13 protein-coding genes are annotated in these 15,512 nt (G+C 43.2%); 4 read left to right on the forward strand and 9 right to left on the reverse strand.

Going from position 1 to position 15,512, the window contains the following annotated elements:
- Positions 1-7 precede the first annotated feature (7 nt).
- From AC6H04_RS08530 to AC6H04_RS08555, 6 genes are all read right to left on the reverse strand, one after another.
- Positions 8-388 (reverse strand): hypothetical protein, encoded by a 381-nt coding sequence (locus tag AC6H04_RS08530; protein WP_497571256.1) that lies wholly within the window; start codon positions 386-388, stop codon positions 8-10.
- A gap of 76 nt (positions 389-464) precedes the next feature.
- Positions 465-761 (reverse strand): hypothetical protein, encoded by a 297-nt coding sequence (locus tag AC6H04_RS08535; protein WP_497571257.1) that lies wholly within the window; start codon positions 759-761, stop codon positions 465-467.
- A gap of 238 nt (positions 762-999) precedes the next feature.
- Positions 1,000-1,899, reverse strand: a complete 900-nt coding sequence (locus AC6H04_RS08540; RefSeq protein WP_497571258.1) for an ROK family protein — start codon at positions 1,897-1,899, stop codon at positions 1,000-1,002.
- Positions 1,883-3,340, reverse strand: a complete 1,458-nt coding sequence (locus AC6H04_RS08545; RefSeq protein ID WP_497571259.1) for a 6-phospho-beta-glucosidase — start codon at positions 3,338-3,340, stop codon at positions 1,883-1,885. The genes AC6H04_RS08540 and AC6H04_RS08545 overlap by 17 nt, the downstream gene beginning before the upstream one ends.
- 100 nt (positions 3,341-3,440) lie before the next feature.
- Positions 3,441-4,601, reverse strand: a complete 1,161-nt coding sequence (locus AC6H04_RS08550; protein WP_497571260.1) for an ROK family protein — start codon at positions 4,599-4,601, stop codon at positions 3,441-3,443.
- A 25-nt stretch (positions 4,602-4,626) separates the two neighbouring features.
- Positions 4,627-6,021, reverse strand: coding sequence for an MFS transporter (locus AC6H04_RS08555; RefSeq protein ID WP_497571261.1), 1,395 nt, complete (start codon positions 6,019-6,021; stop codon positions 4,627-4,629).
- Positions 6,022-6,287: 266 nt separating this feature from the next.
- On the opposite strand from AC6H04_RS08555, the gene yicI reads away from it, so the two are divergent.
- Positions 6,288-8,567, forward strand: coding sequence for an alpha-xylosidase (yicI, locus tag AC6H04_RS08560; RefSeq protein WP_497571262.1), 2,280 nt, complete (start codon positions 6,288-6,290; stop codon positions 8,565-8,567).
- Between the two features lie 224 nt (positions 8,568-8,791).
- Here the strand turns inward: yicI and xylB are convergent, their stop codons facing one another.
- The 3 genes from xylB to AC6H04_RS08575 all read right to left on the reverse strand — a co-directional run bounded on the left by xylB (position 8,792) and on the right by AC6H04_RS08575 (position 13,123).
- Positions 8,792-10,297, reverse strand: a complete 1,506-nt coding sequence (gene xylB, locus AC6H04_RS08565) for a xylulokinase (RefSeq protein WP_497571263.1) — start codon at positions 10,295-10,297, stop codon at positions 8,792-8,794.
- Positions 10,298-10,381: 84 nt separating this feature from the next.
- Positions 10,382-11,728, reverse strand: coding sequence for a xylose isomerase (xylA, locus tag AC6H04_RS08570; protein WP_497571264.1), 1,347 nt, complete (start codon positions 11,726-11,728; stop codon positions 10,382-10,384).
- Between the two features lie 210 nt (positions 11,729-11,938).
- Positions 11,939-13,123: an ROK family transcriptional regulator gene (locus AC6H04_RS08575; RefSeq protein ID WP_497571265.1), complete on the reverse strand. Its 1,185-nt coding sequence runs from the start codon at positions 13,121-13,123 to the stop codon at positions 11,939-11,941.
- Between the two features lie 150 nt (positions 13,124-13,273).
- Here AC6H04_RS08575 and AC6H04_RS08580 point away from each other — a divergent pair, with 150 nt between their 5' ends.
- From AC6H04_RS08580 to greA, 3 genes are read left to right on the forward strand one after another with little or no spacing between them, the layout of a single operon-like run.
- Positions 13,274-14,392, forward strand: coding sequence for an aminotransferase (locus AC6H04_RS08580; RefSeq protein ID WP_497571266.1), 1,119 nt, complete (start codon positions 13,274-13,276; stop codon positions 14,390-14,392).
- Positions 14,393-14,410: 18 nt separating this feature from the next.
- Entirely contained in the window at positions 14,411-14,965 is a 555-nt protein-coding gene (locus tag AC6H04_RS08585; RefSeq protein WP_497571267.1) for a cysteine hydrolase family protein, read from the forward strand.
- Positions 14,966-14,979: 14 nt separating this feature from the next.
- On the forward strand, positions 14,980-15,450 hold the full coding sequence (greA, locus tag AC6H04_RS08590) for a transcription elongation factor GreA (RefSeq protein ID WP_497571268.1): 471 nt from the start codon (positions 14,980-14,982) through the stop codon (positions 15,448-15,450).
- Positions 15,451-15,512 lie beyond the last annotated feature (62 nt).

Raw genomic sequence — 15,512 nt, forward strand, 5'->3', positions numbered from 1 at the left:
TGGTTCTTTATTTAAACTTTAAAATCGTCTGATCGTCCTCATCCGCCAAATAAGCTCGGCCGGTATTTTTGACAACCACGTATTCTGGCAAATGCTGATTGAGCTGTTGCTTGAACATGCTTAATAGCTCATCAAATGAAATCTCAGTTTTACCCTGCTGGTACAGGTTCTGTACGAAACCGTCGTATTCATCTTCAATGAATTCGCTGATACTGCGTACGTTTGAATAACTTGGCGGGTTATTCCCCTTTTTATAGAAATCCTTAGTACTTGCAATTTCTTTATCCAAAATGTCTCTGGATAACCCCATGACCTCGATCATCTTTTCGGATGAGGGCAAGTCGAATTTCTCAACAATTTCTTCGGGTTCCACGTTAGGTTGAGGCATTTATCAATCACTTCCAGGTTCTTATTTAAATTCATCAGGTAGTTATACTAACGAGTTGTTAGAAAGTCACGGTGGTTTAAGCAATCCGAATGGCAAGACGCGTGTTTTGAACGCCAAACACGGTGCGTTGACAGAAACGGTTCATCACTGTTTTTAGAAAAACAGCCACAATCTCAGCTAACTGGCGGGAGTCATGGCCGCTAATCGTTGGCTGATGATATTGAATCGTTAAGATTGCCCGGTGATGTTGGTGATCAGCGCGCACTGCTGCCAACTTAGCCGTTCCCTTCTGGTTTCCAACAGCGTAAGGCACATCCGTATGCCACTCATCCGTCCATGGACTCTGTGACAGTAACAGTTCGTGAATAGCCAATTCCAACTGTTGACCAGTAGTAGGGTGCCGTTGATTACAACGATCCAGCCAGTCAATATAAACGGGTAACTGAAAAACAAATGTTGTATTGATATGGCTCCCCTACTTTCCTTAAACTCATTAATGCACAAAGTATACTACCTGAAGCTAAAATAGCGATAAGAAATTCGTCATCTTTAATTTAAATTAAAAACCTGATCTTTCAGTGATCAACAAATCTTGGGTATCCGACAAGCCTTTATTCAGCAACTGACAACTTGGGATATTCACTCAGAAACTGGGCAACGGCACCAATCAGATTAGACGCGTTGCAGAACTTGCAACGATCAATCTCCGTCGTTACCGTGGCGCCCTTTTGCTGCAAGAGTCGGCTCGTTTGATCACGAATCATCGCCAAGAAATCGTCCCGGACAGATATGCCGCCACCAATCAATAACCGATCAGGATTGAAACTGGTGATTAAATTATAAGCTTCAATACTCAACCAGTGAATCATCTCCTCGATACACTTCTGAGCTAATTCATCACCCGCTTTGGCGCGTTCAAAAATTTCACGTGCGTCCACCGGTTCTGGTGCCTGACTCAGTCGCGTATATTTTCTCGCCATTTTAACCGGCGCACCCAATTCACTCAGCGTCTCATTTTGCTCATTCATGATACTATAGCCAAATTCGCCCATAAAATAATCACGCCCGGTCAGCAGATGACCATCTTGAACCAGACTGCCACCGATACCCGTTCCGATAATGAGCAAGGCAACTGAGGAGACATCCTTTGCGTTACCAATCCAGGATTCAGCTAAGCCGGCACAGTTCGCATCATTTTGAATCGTGACGGGTAGTTTGAATTGCTGGCTCAATTCCTGACGAATAGGAAAACCGTTGAGATAGGAAACTGCGCTGAGCCCGGAAATTTCACCAATTTTCGTATCCACACCGCCAGGTAAACTAACGGCGACTCCCTGGATTGGCTGATTGATCTTAGCTGGCAGGCTTAACAGTGCCGCTAGCATTTCTGACCACGTTTTTGGTGTTTTAAAGCTACCAGAATGCGTTAACTTTTGGTGCCAATAACCATATTTAACTGAGGTACCGCCAATATCGATTGCCAGTAAGCGACTATCATCTCGTTGTGTCATCACTATCATCACCTAAATCTTCACCATGAGTTGAAATGACCTTTTGATACCAGTAAAACGAATCTTTACGGTAACGTTTCATAGAACCGCTGCCATCATCATTGCGATCAACGTAAATGAATCCGTAGCGCTTAGACAACTGACCAGTGCTTGCTGAAACAATATCGATGGCACTCCATGGTGTGTAACCCATCACGTCGACGCCATCATTGTTAATAGCCAATTCCATTTGTTTAATGTGATCCCGCAAATACTTAATGCGGTAATCATCGTGAACTTGGTGATTGGCTTCCATCTGGTCAATAGCACCAATGCCGTTTTCAACGATGAACAGTGGCAAATGATACCGATCGTTCATCCAGTTTAAAGCGTAGCGCAAACCTTTAGGATCGACCTGCCAGCCCCAATCAGATTGCGGGACAAACTTATTCGTTACCAAATCTTGGGCTTCGTTATAGGAATAATAGTCGTCTTCATCAGGCTTAGCTGCCGTCGCAAAGGACATGTAATAACTAAACCCCAGGTAGTCAACGCACCCCTTCTTCAAACTAGCGAGATCTGCAGCCGTAATATCTAAGTTGAATTTTTTGGCAGTCTGATATTTACGCAGCCAACTTGGATAGCTGCCTTCTACCTGCACATCGGAGAACCAGAACCTGGCCTGCATCGCCCGTTGTGCTTTCAAGACGTCATCAGGTTTATCCGTTTCTGGGTAGACTGGTGAAAAGGCAACCATGGCTCCCACTAATAAATCAGGGTTTAATTGATGCGCGAAGGCAACTACTTGCGCACTGGCCACAACTTCATAGTGCGCAGCTTGATACATCACGGCTTCTGCGTTCTCACCTTCATGGACCTGAACGCCTGAATTAGTAAAAAGCGTAAATGCCCGATCATAATTCGTCTGGTTATTGATTTCATTAAAGGTCAACCAGTACTTAACTTTATGTTGATACCGGTCGATCACTACTTTCGCAAATTTAACAAAAGCGTCCAAGACTTTTCGACTACGAAAGCCGCCGTACTCTGTTACCAAATGATAAGGCATCTCAAAGTGTGACAGTGTCACAACGGGTTCGATATTGTACTGATGACATTCGTCAAATAACCGGTCATAAAACTGTAAGCCAGCTTCATTAGGCTCATCTTCATCACCGTTAGGGAAAATTCTGGACCACGCGATGGACGTCCGGAAACACTTAAAGCCCATTTCCGCAAACAACTTAACGTCACCAGGATATTGATGGTAAAAATCAACACCTTCGTGATTCGGGTAAAACTCACCCGTCTTAACCCCGTCCGTGATGCGCCGTTCATCGAAACTACCAGCTGCAGTCATCACGTCCGCAACACTTAATCCTTTGCCGTCAATGTTATAGGCGCCCTCGGCTTGGTGAGCGGCAATCGCGCCACCCCACAAAAAGTTTTCTGGTACTTGCATATTTTTCCTCCTAATTATCGACAAAAAGAAGCCCAAATACCTATCTCTGTGGGTATCTGAACTTCTTCGAAAAACGTTATAAACAATCTAATGAATCATACTAATGATGGAAGATCAATCTGATGCCATTCATATGCAGAACGGTATGGATTGCCATTGAAGCACCTCCGAGTAACGTCGCATAATGCACATCTTTAGACATGACTAATGGCGGAACCAGTGGTAAAAAGGTTAACTTCATTTGAATGTTCTTCAAGATTTCTGGCAGACTGTCGATCAACGGTGAGTTATAGAAAATCATTTGCGGATCATATGCGGAAATCAAATGACTGGTCACGATGGCTAAATAGTAACAGAACTCGTCAATCAACTTCGTAATCTGGTCATCATGGTCCTTATAGTCCTCAATTAACATTGACAGACTATAAGCCTTGTTTTTCTTAATCACCCGTGCTTTGTTAATAATCGCGTCTAGGGACCATTCTGAATTAAAAGTTGGCAACTTCGTCAGTTGATGGTGCTTCTCTGACGGATTTGAAATCAGCATTCTGCCAATTTCACCAGCTTGACCATAATTACCCGTATACAGATGGGCATTAATGATCACACCCGCACCAACCCCTTCGTGAATGTTAAAGGAGACGAGGTTTTGCAGTTCCTGCTTACTGAAGTCTTCTTCAAAAATGGCCGATAAATTGGCTTCGTTTTCAACGATCACAGGCACATGGTAGTTATCCTGAAAATAATCAACGAGATTAACATCGTCGTAATCGACAAATTCCGAATTCACAATTTGGTTTTCATAGACGACGCCAAAGACTGCGATCGAGATTGCCTGCAAGCCATTAACAAAGTGAAAGTCTGGCAGTTGCTCTATCAGTTCATCCATCTTCTTCAAAATAACCGAAATCGGCTGATGATTAATTGGTTCAACATTATACTCCAAAACTCGCCCATCAAACCTAGTTGCCAGCATCTCAATCTGAGACCCTGAAATACTAAAGTTAACGGTATAGCCAAACTCAGCGTTGTACTCCACTAATTCTGGTTTTCGGCCACTGCTACCACTCATTGATTTTCCCTCACCTAGGCTCTTAGCCAGTCGCTGTTCCAATAATTGACCCACAATATCGGAAACCGTCACCTTATTAAGCCCAACTTTTTGGGAAATTTCATTACGTGACATCGGCCCATTATTGATAATTTCGGCCAGTACCGAATGCTCGTTATGATCGCGCATAATGTCTTTGTTAATTATCATCCGAATCGCTCATTTCTCATCAATATTATGCTTCAGCATTTTCCTTAGCATGCTTTGCAGCTAAATCGCTTTGCATCTTCTTTTCAATTCCATCTACATGATAGAACAATAATGCAATGGCGGATAGTGCAAATCCGAGAAGTGGTACCCAGATGTAGTTCATTTCAATACCGTGTAGAGCTGAAGCGCTTTGGGCGTGGTTAGCAACGTAACCAGTTGATGAAAGGATTGCACCAGTGATGGCACCACCGATACCCATACCAAGCTTAGCTGAGAAACTTGAGAATGAAGTAACGATACCTTCTGCACGAACACCGTTCTTCCATTCACCATAGTCAACGGCATCGGCCAACATAACGGCGATCAAGCCTGAAACATAACCAGTACCTAAGTAACCAATGATGGTAGCAAAGACGATCATCCCAACACTCAGGTGTGAAGCACCTAAGTCCAACAGAAGTTGACCAACACAAGCTAACAGCATCCCACCAAGCATGGTGTTACGCTTACCGATCAGTTTAGAGGTCAATGGTGTCAAAACAACGGCAACCAAAGCAACTAATTGTAAACTCAATACCAATGAAGCTAAACCTGCATCGTGCATGTTGTACTTAAAGAAGTAAACAGTAACTTGTGAACGGGTTTGCATCCCTAACCAGTAAATGAAGTTAATGAAGATGATGATTGCCCAAGGCCAGTTCTTCTTAAGCGCTTTCAAAGATTCCTTAATTGGAATTGATTGACGTGAGCTCTTAGTTTGAACCCGTTCGTGAGTGTTCTTGAAGACGACAGCAAATATCAAAACAACAATGATACCAACGATCAATGCCCAAATGAACCAGCCACGTTTGCTGGTAGTGGAACCACCACCGAGCCATGCAACCATTCCTAAGGTGATACCAGTGATGATAGTTGCACCGGCTGTACCCATGAATTGACGGATGGTTGACAAAGTGACACGTTCTTGAGGATTACTTGTTAATGATGGCAAAATCGAAGTAATGGGAATGTTAACTGATGAATAGAGAATATCAACACCAATATAAGTAACGTATGCCCAAATAAGTTTACCGGTCAGGCTCAAATTTGGTGTGGTAAAGACCAAGACACAGAAGACGGCAAATGGTATTGAGAACCATAACCAGTACGGCCGACTCTTCCCATATTTAGTATGGGTATGATCAATCATAATCCCCCAGAATGGACCATCAAAGGCATCCACGATCCGGGCAACTAAAAACAGTGTCCCAACTGCAGCGGCACTAATACCGAAAGTATCAGTGTAGAAAATCATTAAATAAGTTCCCACCATTTGGAATGACAAGTTGCAAGCAAAGTCACTCAAACTGTATGAGAAACGCTCTTTCCATGGCACCTGATTCTTTTGTTCGGGTGCTACGTCAGTAACATTTTGGCTCATAATCAACACCTCGTTGAATTTTATTATGATTATTAATAAGTTCAACTTTCGAACTAAATGTTACTGTAACCGGTTTCAAATGTCAATAGTCTTTTAAGCCACAACAAATTTATGTTGCTTTTTATTACTATATATAACGCCCTGTAGCATATAAATATTCAATTTCAATTCATGAAAGCGTTGACAAAACCTCAAAATGACATTACACTGAATTTGATTATTAATAAGTTCAATTTCTAAACTAACGTAATAGAGGTGCTTTTTCCATGAAGTTTACGAATGGTTATTGGTTAGACCGACCTCAATATGAGATTCAGTCGCCAAAGGAAGTTTTCGACGTCAAACAAGACGGCGATAAATTAACACTTTACGCTCCGTTCAAGTACATAAACGAACGTGGTGATGAATTAAATTTAGGGATGTCGACGATTGAACTCACATCCCCAATGGAAGGCGTTATCGGTGTTAAGTTAATTCATTTTGACCAACCTGATAAGACTCCTTCATTTGAACTGGAAAATGAACATCCAAATGTTAAGATCACGACTAATGATAAGGAAATTTCTTATCAATCTGGTGATTTGGCTGTTAAAGCACCATTTAAGGGTCACTTCGAACTTGATTTCCAACGTAATGGTAAGACGATTACCAAATCGATGGAAAAGGCTGAAGGGGTTATCTTAGACAAGTCAACTGGCAAACACTACATGAGAGAACAACTTTCCATGGGTGTTGACGAACTGGTTTACGGTCTTGGCGAACGTTTCGGCTCTCTTGTTAAGAATGGTCAATCTGTTGACATCGTTAACAAAGATGGTGGTACTGGTTCTGAACAAGCTTACAAGAACATTCCTTTCTACTTAACTAGTGAAGGTTATGGAGTCTTTGTCGACCAACCTGAAACCGTTTCCTTTGAAATTGCTTCAGAAAACGTTGACCGAACTCAATTCAGTATTGAAGGCCAATCAATGCAGTACTACGTCATTGACGGCCCTACTCCAAAGGGCGTTTTGGACAAGTACACTCGCCTCACTGGTAAGATTTCACTCCCACCAGCATGGACATTCGGTCTTTGGTTATCAACTTCATTTACGACTGATTACAGTGAAGAAACCGTCCTTAAGTTTATCGACGGCATGGCTGAACGGAAGATTCCGTTGGATGTCTTTCACTTTGATTGCTTCTGGCAAAAAGGGTTTGAATGGTCAACACTTCTGTGGGACCGCGATCAATTCCCAGATCCAGAAGGTTTGATCAAGAAGGTTCATGATCGTGGCGTTAAAGTTTGTGTATGGCTTAACCCGTACATTGCTCAAAAGTCACCTCTGTTTAAAGAAGGCAGAGATCATGGTTACTTAATCAAACGTCAAGATGGCAATGTCTGGCAATGGGATCTCTGGCAAGCTGGTAACGGCTTCGTTGACTTCACTAACCCAGACGCTGTTAAGTGGTACCAAAGCAAGCTAAAAGACCTATTGGATATGGGTGTTGATTGCTTCAAGACCGACTTTGGTGAACGAATCCCTGTTGAAGATGCTGTCTTCTTCGATGGTTCAGATCCTAAGCGCGAACATAACTACTACACTTACCAGTACAACCAGGCTGTTTACAGCATCATTGCACAAGAAAAAGGTAAGGACGAAGCCGTTGTCTTTGCACGTTCAGCAACAGTTGGTTCTCAAAAGTACCCAGTTCACTGGGGCGGCGATTGCTTGAGCCGTTACAAGTCAATGTCTGACTCTCTGCGTGGCGGACTTTCCTTCTTACTTTCAGGATTTGGCTTCTGGGCTCATGATATTAGTGGATTTGAAGAACAAGCTACGCCAGACCTTTACAAGCGTTGGACGCAATTTGGCCTCTTGAGTTCTCATTCACGTTACCATGGTTCAGGTCAATACAAGGTTCCGTGGATCTTCGATGACGAAGCGGTGGAAAACACTCGTAAATTCGTTAACTTGAAGCTTTCACTCATGCCTTACATTTACGACGAATCTGTTAACACTCATGAAACTGGTACACCATTGATGCGACCACTCTTCCTCGAATACACAAACGATCGCAACACCTACCATCTTGAACAACAATACATGTTAGGTAGCAAATTAATCGTTGCTCCTATCTTCAACGCTGAAGGCGATGTTAAGTACTACTTGCCAGCTGGTAACTGGACTAACATCTTGACTGAAAAGAGCTATCACGTTGAAAGTGGTAAGTGGTTCTCAGAAAACTACGATATGCTCAATCTCCCATTATTAGCTAGAGATAACAGCATTATCCTGCGTCACCCTGGTGCAAAGCATGCGCAATACGACTACACAGACGCTCCTGACATCAACATCTACGAATTAGCTGACGGTAACACCGCTACTACTCGCGTTGTTGATCAAAAAGGTAAGCCTGTTGGTAGTGTTAAGGCACAGCGCCAAGGCAACACCTTAACGGTCACCTCAGACGGCTTGAAGGGTACCTCAACGGTAAACTTCCATGCTGATGGCGAAGTTAAGAGCTTCAAGTTAAACGGTGGTTCAGGTAACTTCACCCTTTAATTTGAAACTATAGCAATACAACTCACACAAAGACATCCTTTCATTAAATTGAAGGGATGTTTTTATTTGGAAGCAACTATCTCCCCCCTATCGATAGTTCCAAAAAACCGGCTTAATAAGGATTCTGCTATGCTTCAAACCCAATACAAAAGCACCAGCACAGCCGCTCACAGACGACTATGCTGGTGCTTTATTTAATTCTTAAACATGACGCTTAATTAATATTAGTTATTCCGCCGGTATTCAAGCAGCTGTTGGCTGATGCCCTTAGTTTGCTCATAAACCTGTGTGTAAATCTTGTGCAACTGATCATACTTCTTAGCATTATCAGGGTTTGGCAGGTAAGTCTTACCAAAGTGAACGAACTTTTCAGCACATTCGTGGAAGTCTTTGAACCAACCTAAACCAACAGCGGCGATCATTGCGGCACCCATACCAGGCCCCTGCTCGTTGGTTAAGCTGACAACCTTCTTATTGAAGATATCAGCTTGAATTTGCAGCCACAGAGGGCTCTTGGCACCACCGCCGATAGCAACAACCGTATCAAATTGCTTATCGTTCTCGTCGTAGATATCCATGATATCCTTGAATGAGAAGATGATGCCTTCCAGAACGGCACGAACGAAGTCGGTCTTCTTGTGGGTACCATCCACACCAGTAAAGCTCCCACGGATGTCAGCATCCGCGTGCGGTGCCCGTTCACCGACGATATAAGGCGTGTAAAGAAGTCCGTTGGCCCCCACTGTGGATTCAGCAGCACTAGCCACCATGTCGTTAAACGAATCATCTTTGGCGAAAGTCCGTTTGAACCAGTTCAGTGAATAACCGGCAGCCAAGGTAACACCCATTGAGTAATAAGAATCCGGAATAGCGTGATCTTCAAATTGAAGCACACCATGATAATCAACAGTTGGGTCTTCCTCATACTTCAGTACAACACCAGAAGTCCCAATGCTTGAAAGCACCATGTTAGGTGACAGGATACCTGCACCAACAGCACCAGCAGCGTTATCAGCTGCACCACCGAAGACTTGCGTGTGGGTATCTAGTCCGGAGAAGATTGCATAGCTGCTTGAGATCGTACCTGCTGAATCAATCGACTTCATCAAAGGTGGACACATGGACATTGGAATATCGAAGGCGTCACAGATTGTTTGGCTCCACTTGCCGTCCTTAACGTCTAACAAAACAGTACCGGTAGCGTCTGAGTAATCCATACCAAGCTTGCCGGTCATCCGATACCGAACGTAATCTTTTGGCAGTAAGAAGGTCTTAGCTTGTGACCAGATGTCTGGTTCGTTTTCCTTAACCCACAGCATCTTAGGTAAAGTAAAGCCTTCAAGGGGCTTATTCTTGGTAATATCAATAAACTCTGAACCCAGTTTGGCCTCAATTTCGCGACACTGTTTGGTTGTCCGGGTATCGTTCCAGAGAATAGCAGGCCGCAAAACTTGGTTATTTGCATCCAGTAAAACTAAACCGTGCATTTGACCAGAAAAACTGATCCCTGAAATTTCTTCAGGCTTAATGTGATCGTCCAAAATTAATCTTACAATGGCCACAGTGGTCCCTGATACCCAGTCTTCTGGATTCTGTTCACTGTACCCTGGCCGTGATTGGATCAATGGATAGTCGAAACTTTGCTGAGCAACGATTTCGCCATCACGGTTCATTGCTGAAACCTTAACAGCACTGGTGCCCAAGTCGACTCCTAATACATATTCGTTCATGATCTCGCTCCTTTATAACTATTATAACAATCAAAAAAAGCAGTCAGCAGACAATCGGTCCACTGGCTGCTTCTTTAAATCACATTATTTGCCTAAAACGTTAACAATGTAATGGTTGATGGTATCTTTGATTTGTTCCAAGTGATCTGAAGAAGTTGCGGCACGTAATTCAGCTTGGGTCTTGTCAAGTGAGTAATCTTCAAGGGTCTTGAAGGTTGCCTTACCACTTTCGATGTCGGCACCAATGCCTGAATCGTATGAGCTGTAACGTTCCTTAACGATGTTTTCAAGAACGCCGTCTTCCTTCATCTTTGCAGCAACACGTAAGCCGGCAGCAAAGCTATCCATACCTACAATGTGACCGTAGAATAAGTCATTTGCTTCGAATGATGAACGACGAGGCTTAGCATCGAAGTTCAAACCACCGCGAGGGCCGATACCGCCGTTTTCAAGAACTTCGTACATTGCTGCAGTAGTCTCGTAAAGGTTTGAAGGATATTCATCAATATCCCAGCCGATCAACTTGTCACCTTGGTTGGCATCCAATGAACCAAGTAAGCCAGCTTCACGGGCAACACGGATTTCGTGTTGGTAAGTATGACCAGCTAAGTTAGCATGGTTGCCTTCCAAGTTCAGCTTGAAGTCTTTATCCAAGTCGTATTCCTTCATGAATGCGATAGTGGTAGCAGCATCAAAGTCGTATTGGTGAGTCGTTGGTTCCTTTGGCTTTGGTTCGAGCAACATTTGTGCATCGAAGCCAATTTCGTTAGCGTAATCCTTAGCCATGTGGAATAACTTAGCAGCATGTTCTTGTTCAAGCTTCATGTTGGTGTTCCAAAGTGATTCGTAACCTTCACGGCCACCCCAGAAGACATAGTTTTCAGAACCGACACGCTTACCAATTTCCAAACTGTGCTTCAATTGAGCAGCAGAGTAAGCAAAGATGTCAGCGTATGGTGAAGTACCAGCACCAGCAACGAAACGAGGGTTAGTGAACATGTTTGAAGTGTTCCATAATACCTTCATGCCAGTGGTCTTTTGGTTTTCAACGATCCGGTCAACGACTTTGTCCAAGTTAGCGTTGGTTTCACGTAAAGTGTCGCCTTCTGGAGCTAAGTCACGATCATGGAAGCAAAGGAAGTCATTACCTAATTTGTCGTAAAATTCAAATGCGTAATCAACCTTAGCTAATGCGTTGTCCATTGGATCAGTGTACTTGTCGTATGGACGCATTGCAGTTCCGTCACCGAATGGGTCTACCAAACGTTGATCGAATGTGTGCCAGTATGCTACAGAGAACCGTAACCAGTCACGCATTTTCTTACCGCCGACAACTTCGTCTGGGTTGTAATAGTGAAATTCAGCACCAGAACTTAAATTTGAGTTACCAACATACTTAATCTTATCCATGTCCCATAGTTGTTCAGCCATGAAGAAGCCTCCTAAATTTTTTAAAATCAAATCATCAATTAATTAGTTTGTTCAAACAACCAACTCACAAGATATAGTATAGCGCTTACATACAAAAATACAAGCCCTTTCATTTTTTTAATGTGCTTAAATTCCCAAAAAAGCGATAATATCGGGATTACACCGACCAAAAAAATTCAGGAAGCTCTGTAAGAGATCCTGAATTCCACATTACAATACGGTTGTTTGTGCTTCAAAGTTCAAGTTAGCATCTTCCATTCCCAATGCTTCACGTGTGACTAAGGCACAGCCACCCAGCAGCGTTGCGTAATGAGAGTTATGGGTTAATTTGACTGGTATCAGTATAGTTGGCGCCATTTTAGCATATACCGCCTCAATTTGCGGTTCCAGTTCCGGTAACGCTTCTAATAGTGGCGAGTTCAAGAAGACAATGTCTGGATCAAAACTATTGGCAACGTTGTAAATAATCTGAGCAACGCTTGTCACGAAGCCCCTTAAAGCCACCTTAGTTGCGTCATCACCCTGCTTAAATAGCTGTACAACGTCCTCACGGGACATGTTCTCAGCATTCTTCGCAGCCTGAACCTGCGTAATAATAGCATCTTCGGAACAAAAATCTTCCACTTTTCCGGGCTCGTCAGACCAGTTACCATTAATCAGGACCGATCGCCCAATTTCGCCTGCTTCACCGTGGGTACCACGATGCAACTTTCGATTGATAATCAGCCCGGCACCGATCCCACGGTGAATACTGATTGTTACCATATTTTCTAACTGTTCATTGGTCTTATTAAAATCCCGTTCATACACCGCTGAAACGTTAGCTTCGTTTTCCAGTAAAACTGGCACCTGGAATTTTCTCGTATAATAATCGGCTAAATCCACCTTTTCCATATCCAAGAAAGGCGAATAAGTCACCGTATTTTGATCAACAGTCCCGTGAATGGCAAAACTGATTCCCAACAAGCCGTGACTTGTGTTATCCTGACTTGCTACACTTTCTAATTCATGGTTAATCAACGGTAAAATTTGTTTTAATGTCAATCCCTTAACATTAACTTGTTTGTATGACAGAACGTCACCAGATAAGTTGTTTTGCATCACGTGTAAGTGACGGTAACCAAAATCAAAGTTCATGGTGTAGCCGTATCGCCTGTTAATCGCTAGTAAAACCGGTTTACGACCGCCAACGTTCGATGCGTCCCCTTCACCAAGTTCTTCAACGTAGCCCTGTTCTTTCAAATCTCTGTACAGAGAGGAAACCGTGGACTTGTTGAGTGCTAAGTTTCGGGAAATTTCAATTCTCGAGATTGGCTGATGGTTAAAAACTTCGGCAAGCACCGACTGAATATTTTGTTGATGTAACTGCATTCTGTTACGGATTGCACTCGACAATACGTTCCCCTCCTTTGGCTATAAGTCCATTCTATTGTACACTATTGTTAAATAGGTCAACAACATTCGTTATTACATTTTCTATAGAATACCTGAAAATGAGTGCTTCAACAATCAAAAAAACTTTAATACAGAAAAAAGGAGTCTCCAATGAAAATTGCAGAATTTGGCGTTGAAAACTGGCTTAACCAGTGGGAAAAAAGCGCTAAATATGATATCTCTCAAAGTACCATCGATTCAATGACCATCGCAGAATTACTTAAAATGACTGGTGATGATGAAAGCGTCCTTTACGACCAATTATCACATACCAAAATGAACTATGGCTGGATCGAAGGCTCACCAGAATTCAAAAACCTAGTTAGCGGGCTTTATGATCATGTTCAGCCAAGTCAGGTGCTCCAAACTAACGGGGCAACTGGCGCTAACTATTTAGCACTCTATTCGCTGATTGAACCTGGCGACCACGTCATCAGCGAATATTCCTCCTATCAGCAGTTGTACGATATTCCGCGGTCACTGGGCGCTGAGGTGGACTTTTGGCATATTCATGAAGCGGACGACTGGTATCCAGATATTAATGAACTGAAAAAGCTCATTCGGCCCAACACCAAAATGATTTGCTTGAACAACGCTAATAATCCAACCGGTACCTTACTGAATAAAGCCTTTTTACAGCAAGTTGTCGATTTAGCCAAAACGGTTGACGCGTATATCTTAATTGATGAAGTTTATCAGCCACTAGACGACTTTGAGAACTTTACTTCCATCGTTGACCTTTACGACCGTGGTATCGCCACCAACTCCCTATCAAAAACTTATTCCTTCCCCGGCGTTCGCATCGGCTGGACTGTGGCTAGCGATGAAGTCACTGACTTATTTAGAAAGTACCGCGACTACACCATGATCTGCGGCGGTGTCTGGAACGATGTTTTAGCGGTTTATATTTTGCAGCATCGAGATCAGATATTGGCACGTAATCGCAAGCTGGTGTTAAATAATCTTGGAATCTTAAAGGACTGGGTGGTTTCTGAACCCCATGTCAGTGCCGTACTACCTCAAGCTGTTTCTACTTCCTGCATCAAAATCGACATTCCGGAAGCTACTGAAAGCTTCTGTTTACGATTACTCAAAGAAACCGGCGTTTTATTGGTACCAGGAGAGCGTTTTGACTTGCCAGGACACGTTCGATTAGGTTATTGTACTGATGAAGTCACTTTGAAAAAAGGACTTAGCAAGTTATCAGAATTTCTGCGTCAATTTGACTAAACATTCGGAGGCAATCATATGGCAGCAAACGAAGCGTTACTCATTATTGATTATACGAACGATTTTGTACATGACGACGGTGCCCTGACTTGTGGTAAACCTGGGCAAGTTTTGGAACCAGCAATTATTAACTTAGCCGATCAGTTTGAAGCTGACGGTAGCTGGGTGATTCTACCCACAGACGTTCACAAACCCAACGACCCGTATCATCCTGAAACCAAGTTATTTCCACCGCATAACGTTCGCGACACTTGGGGCCGTGAATTTTACGGTCAGCTCAAGCCGTGGTTTGAAGAACACCAAAATGATGAAAAGGTTTATATGTATGACAAAACCCGTTACAGCGCCTTTGCCGGAACCGACTTAGACATCCGCTTACGTGAGCGGCACGTTGACACAGTTCATCTTGTAGGGGTCTGCACCGACATTTGTGTACTTCACACCGCCGTTGATGCCTATAATCTGGGCTATCATATCATTGTTCACAAGGATGGCGTAGCAGCCTTAACACCAGCCGGACAAGACTGGGCATTGGGTCACTTCGAACACGTCCTTGGCGCAAAAATTGAGTAGAAAAGAGTTTGGGTATGCAACCGTACTTTAACAAAGTCACTCAGGCCGGTTATGATAAAATTGCCGCTGAAATCGAGGCAGTGAAGAAAGAACGTCCTGCACGAATCAAGGCACTTTCGGCGGCCCGCGCGCTGGGTGATTTATCTGAGAATGCTGAATACAGCGCAGCTAAGCGCGACTTGCGTCATTTGGAAAGTCGCCTGCGTTACTTAGAAAAACAACTCCGATACGCACAGGTGTATGAACCTGCTGATAACGCTGTGATTGAAATTGGCAAGAGCGTTACGCTGCAGTTCGAAGATGACCAATCAGAAGAGACCTTTGAACTAGTGGGCAATCCTGAAGCGGATATCGATCACAATAAGGTTTCACTCTCATCGCCGATTGGACAAGCGTTGCTGAATCATACTACTGATGATGTCGTGACGATTAGCTCGCCTAATGGGAGTTATCAGGTGAAGATTTTGCGTGTTGAGAAAAGTTAATGGCAATAAAAATAAGGTATTTGGACTAACTATGGTTTGTTAGTTCAAATACCTTATTTATT

This window comes from Secundilactobacillus sp. MJ173 (assembly GCF_059704265.1).

What these genes read in the sequence shown, in the direction of transcription:
- AC6H04_RS08545 (WP_497571259.1), bottom strand. Translation starts at nt 3,340, where the DNA reads ATGCAAGTACCAGAAAACTTTTTGTGGGGTGGCGCGATTGCCGCTCAC.
- AC6H04_RS08585 (WP_497571267.1), top strand. Translation starts at nt 14,411, where the DNA reads ATGGCAGCAAACGAAGCGTTACTCATTATTGATTATACGAACGATTTT.
- greA (WP_497571268.1), top strand. Translation starts at nt 14,980, where the DNA reads ATGCAACCGTACTTTAACAAAGTCACTCAGGCCGGTTATGATAAAATT.
- AC6H04_RS08540 (WP_497571258.1), bottom strand. Translation starts at nt 1,899, where the DNA reads ATGACACAACGAGATGATAGTCGCTTACTGGCAATCGATATTGGCGGT.
- AC6H04_RS08550 (WP_497571260.1), bottom strand. Translation starts at nt 4,601, where the DNA reads ATGATAATTAACAAAGACATTATGCGCGATCATAACGAGCATTCGGTA.
- AC6H04_RS08580 (WP_497571266.1), top strand. Translation starts at nt 13,274, where the DNA reads ATGAAAATTGCAGAATTTGGCGTTGAAAACTGGCTTAACCAGTGGGAA.
- xylB (WP_497571263.1), bottom strand. Translation starts at nt 10,297, where the DNA reads ATGAACGAATATGTATTAGGAGTCGACTTGGGCACCAGTGCTGTTAAG.
- AC6H04_RS08530 (WP_497571256.1), bottom strand. Translation starts at nt 388, where the DNA reads ATGCCTCAACCTAACGTGGAACCCGAAGAAATTGTTGAGAAATTCGAC.
- yicI (WP_497571262.1), top strand. Translation starts at nt 6,288, where the DNA reads ATGAAGTTTACGAATGGTTATTGGTTAGACCGACCTCAATATGAGATT.
- xylA (WP_497571264.1), bottom strand. Translation starts at nt 11,728, where the DNA reads ATGGCTGAACAACTATGGGACATGGATAAGATTAAGTATGTTGGTAAC.
- AC6H04_RS08555 (WP_497571261.1), bottom strand. Translation starts at nt 6,021, where the DNA reads ATGAGCCAAAATGTTACTGACGTAGCACCCGAACAAAAGAATCAGGTG.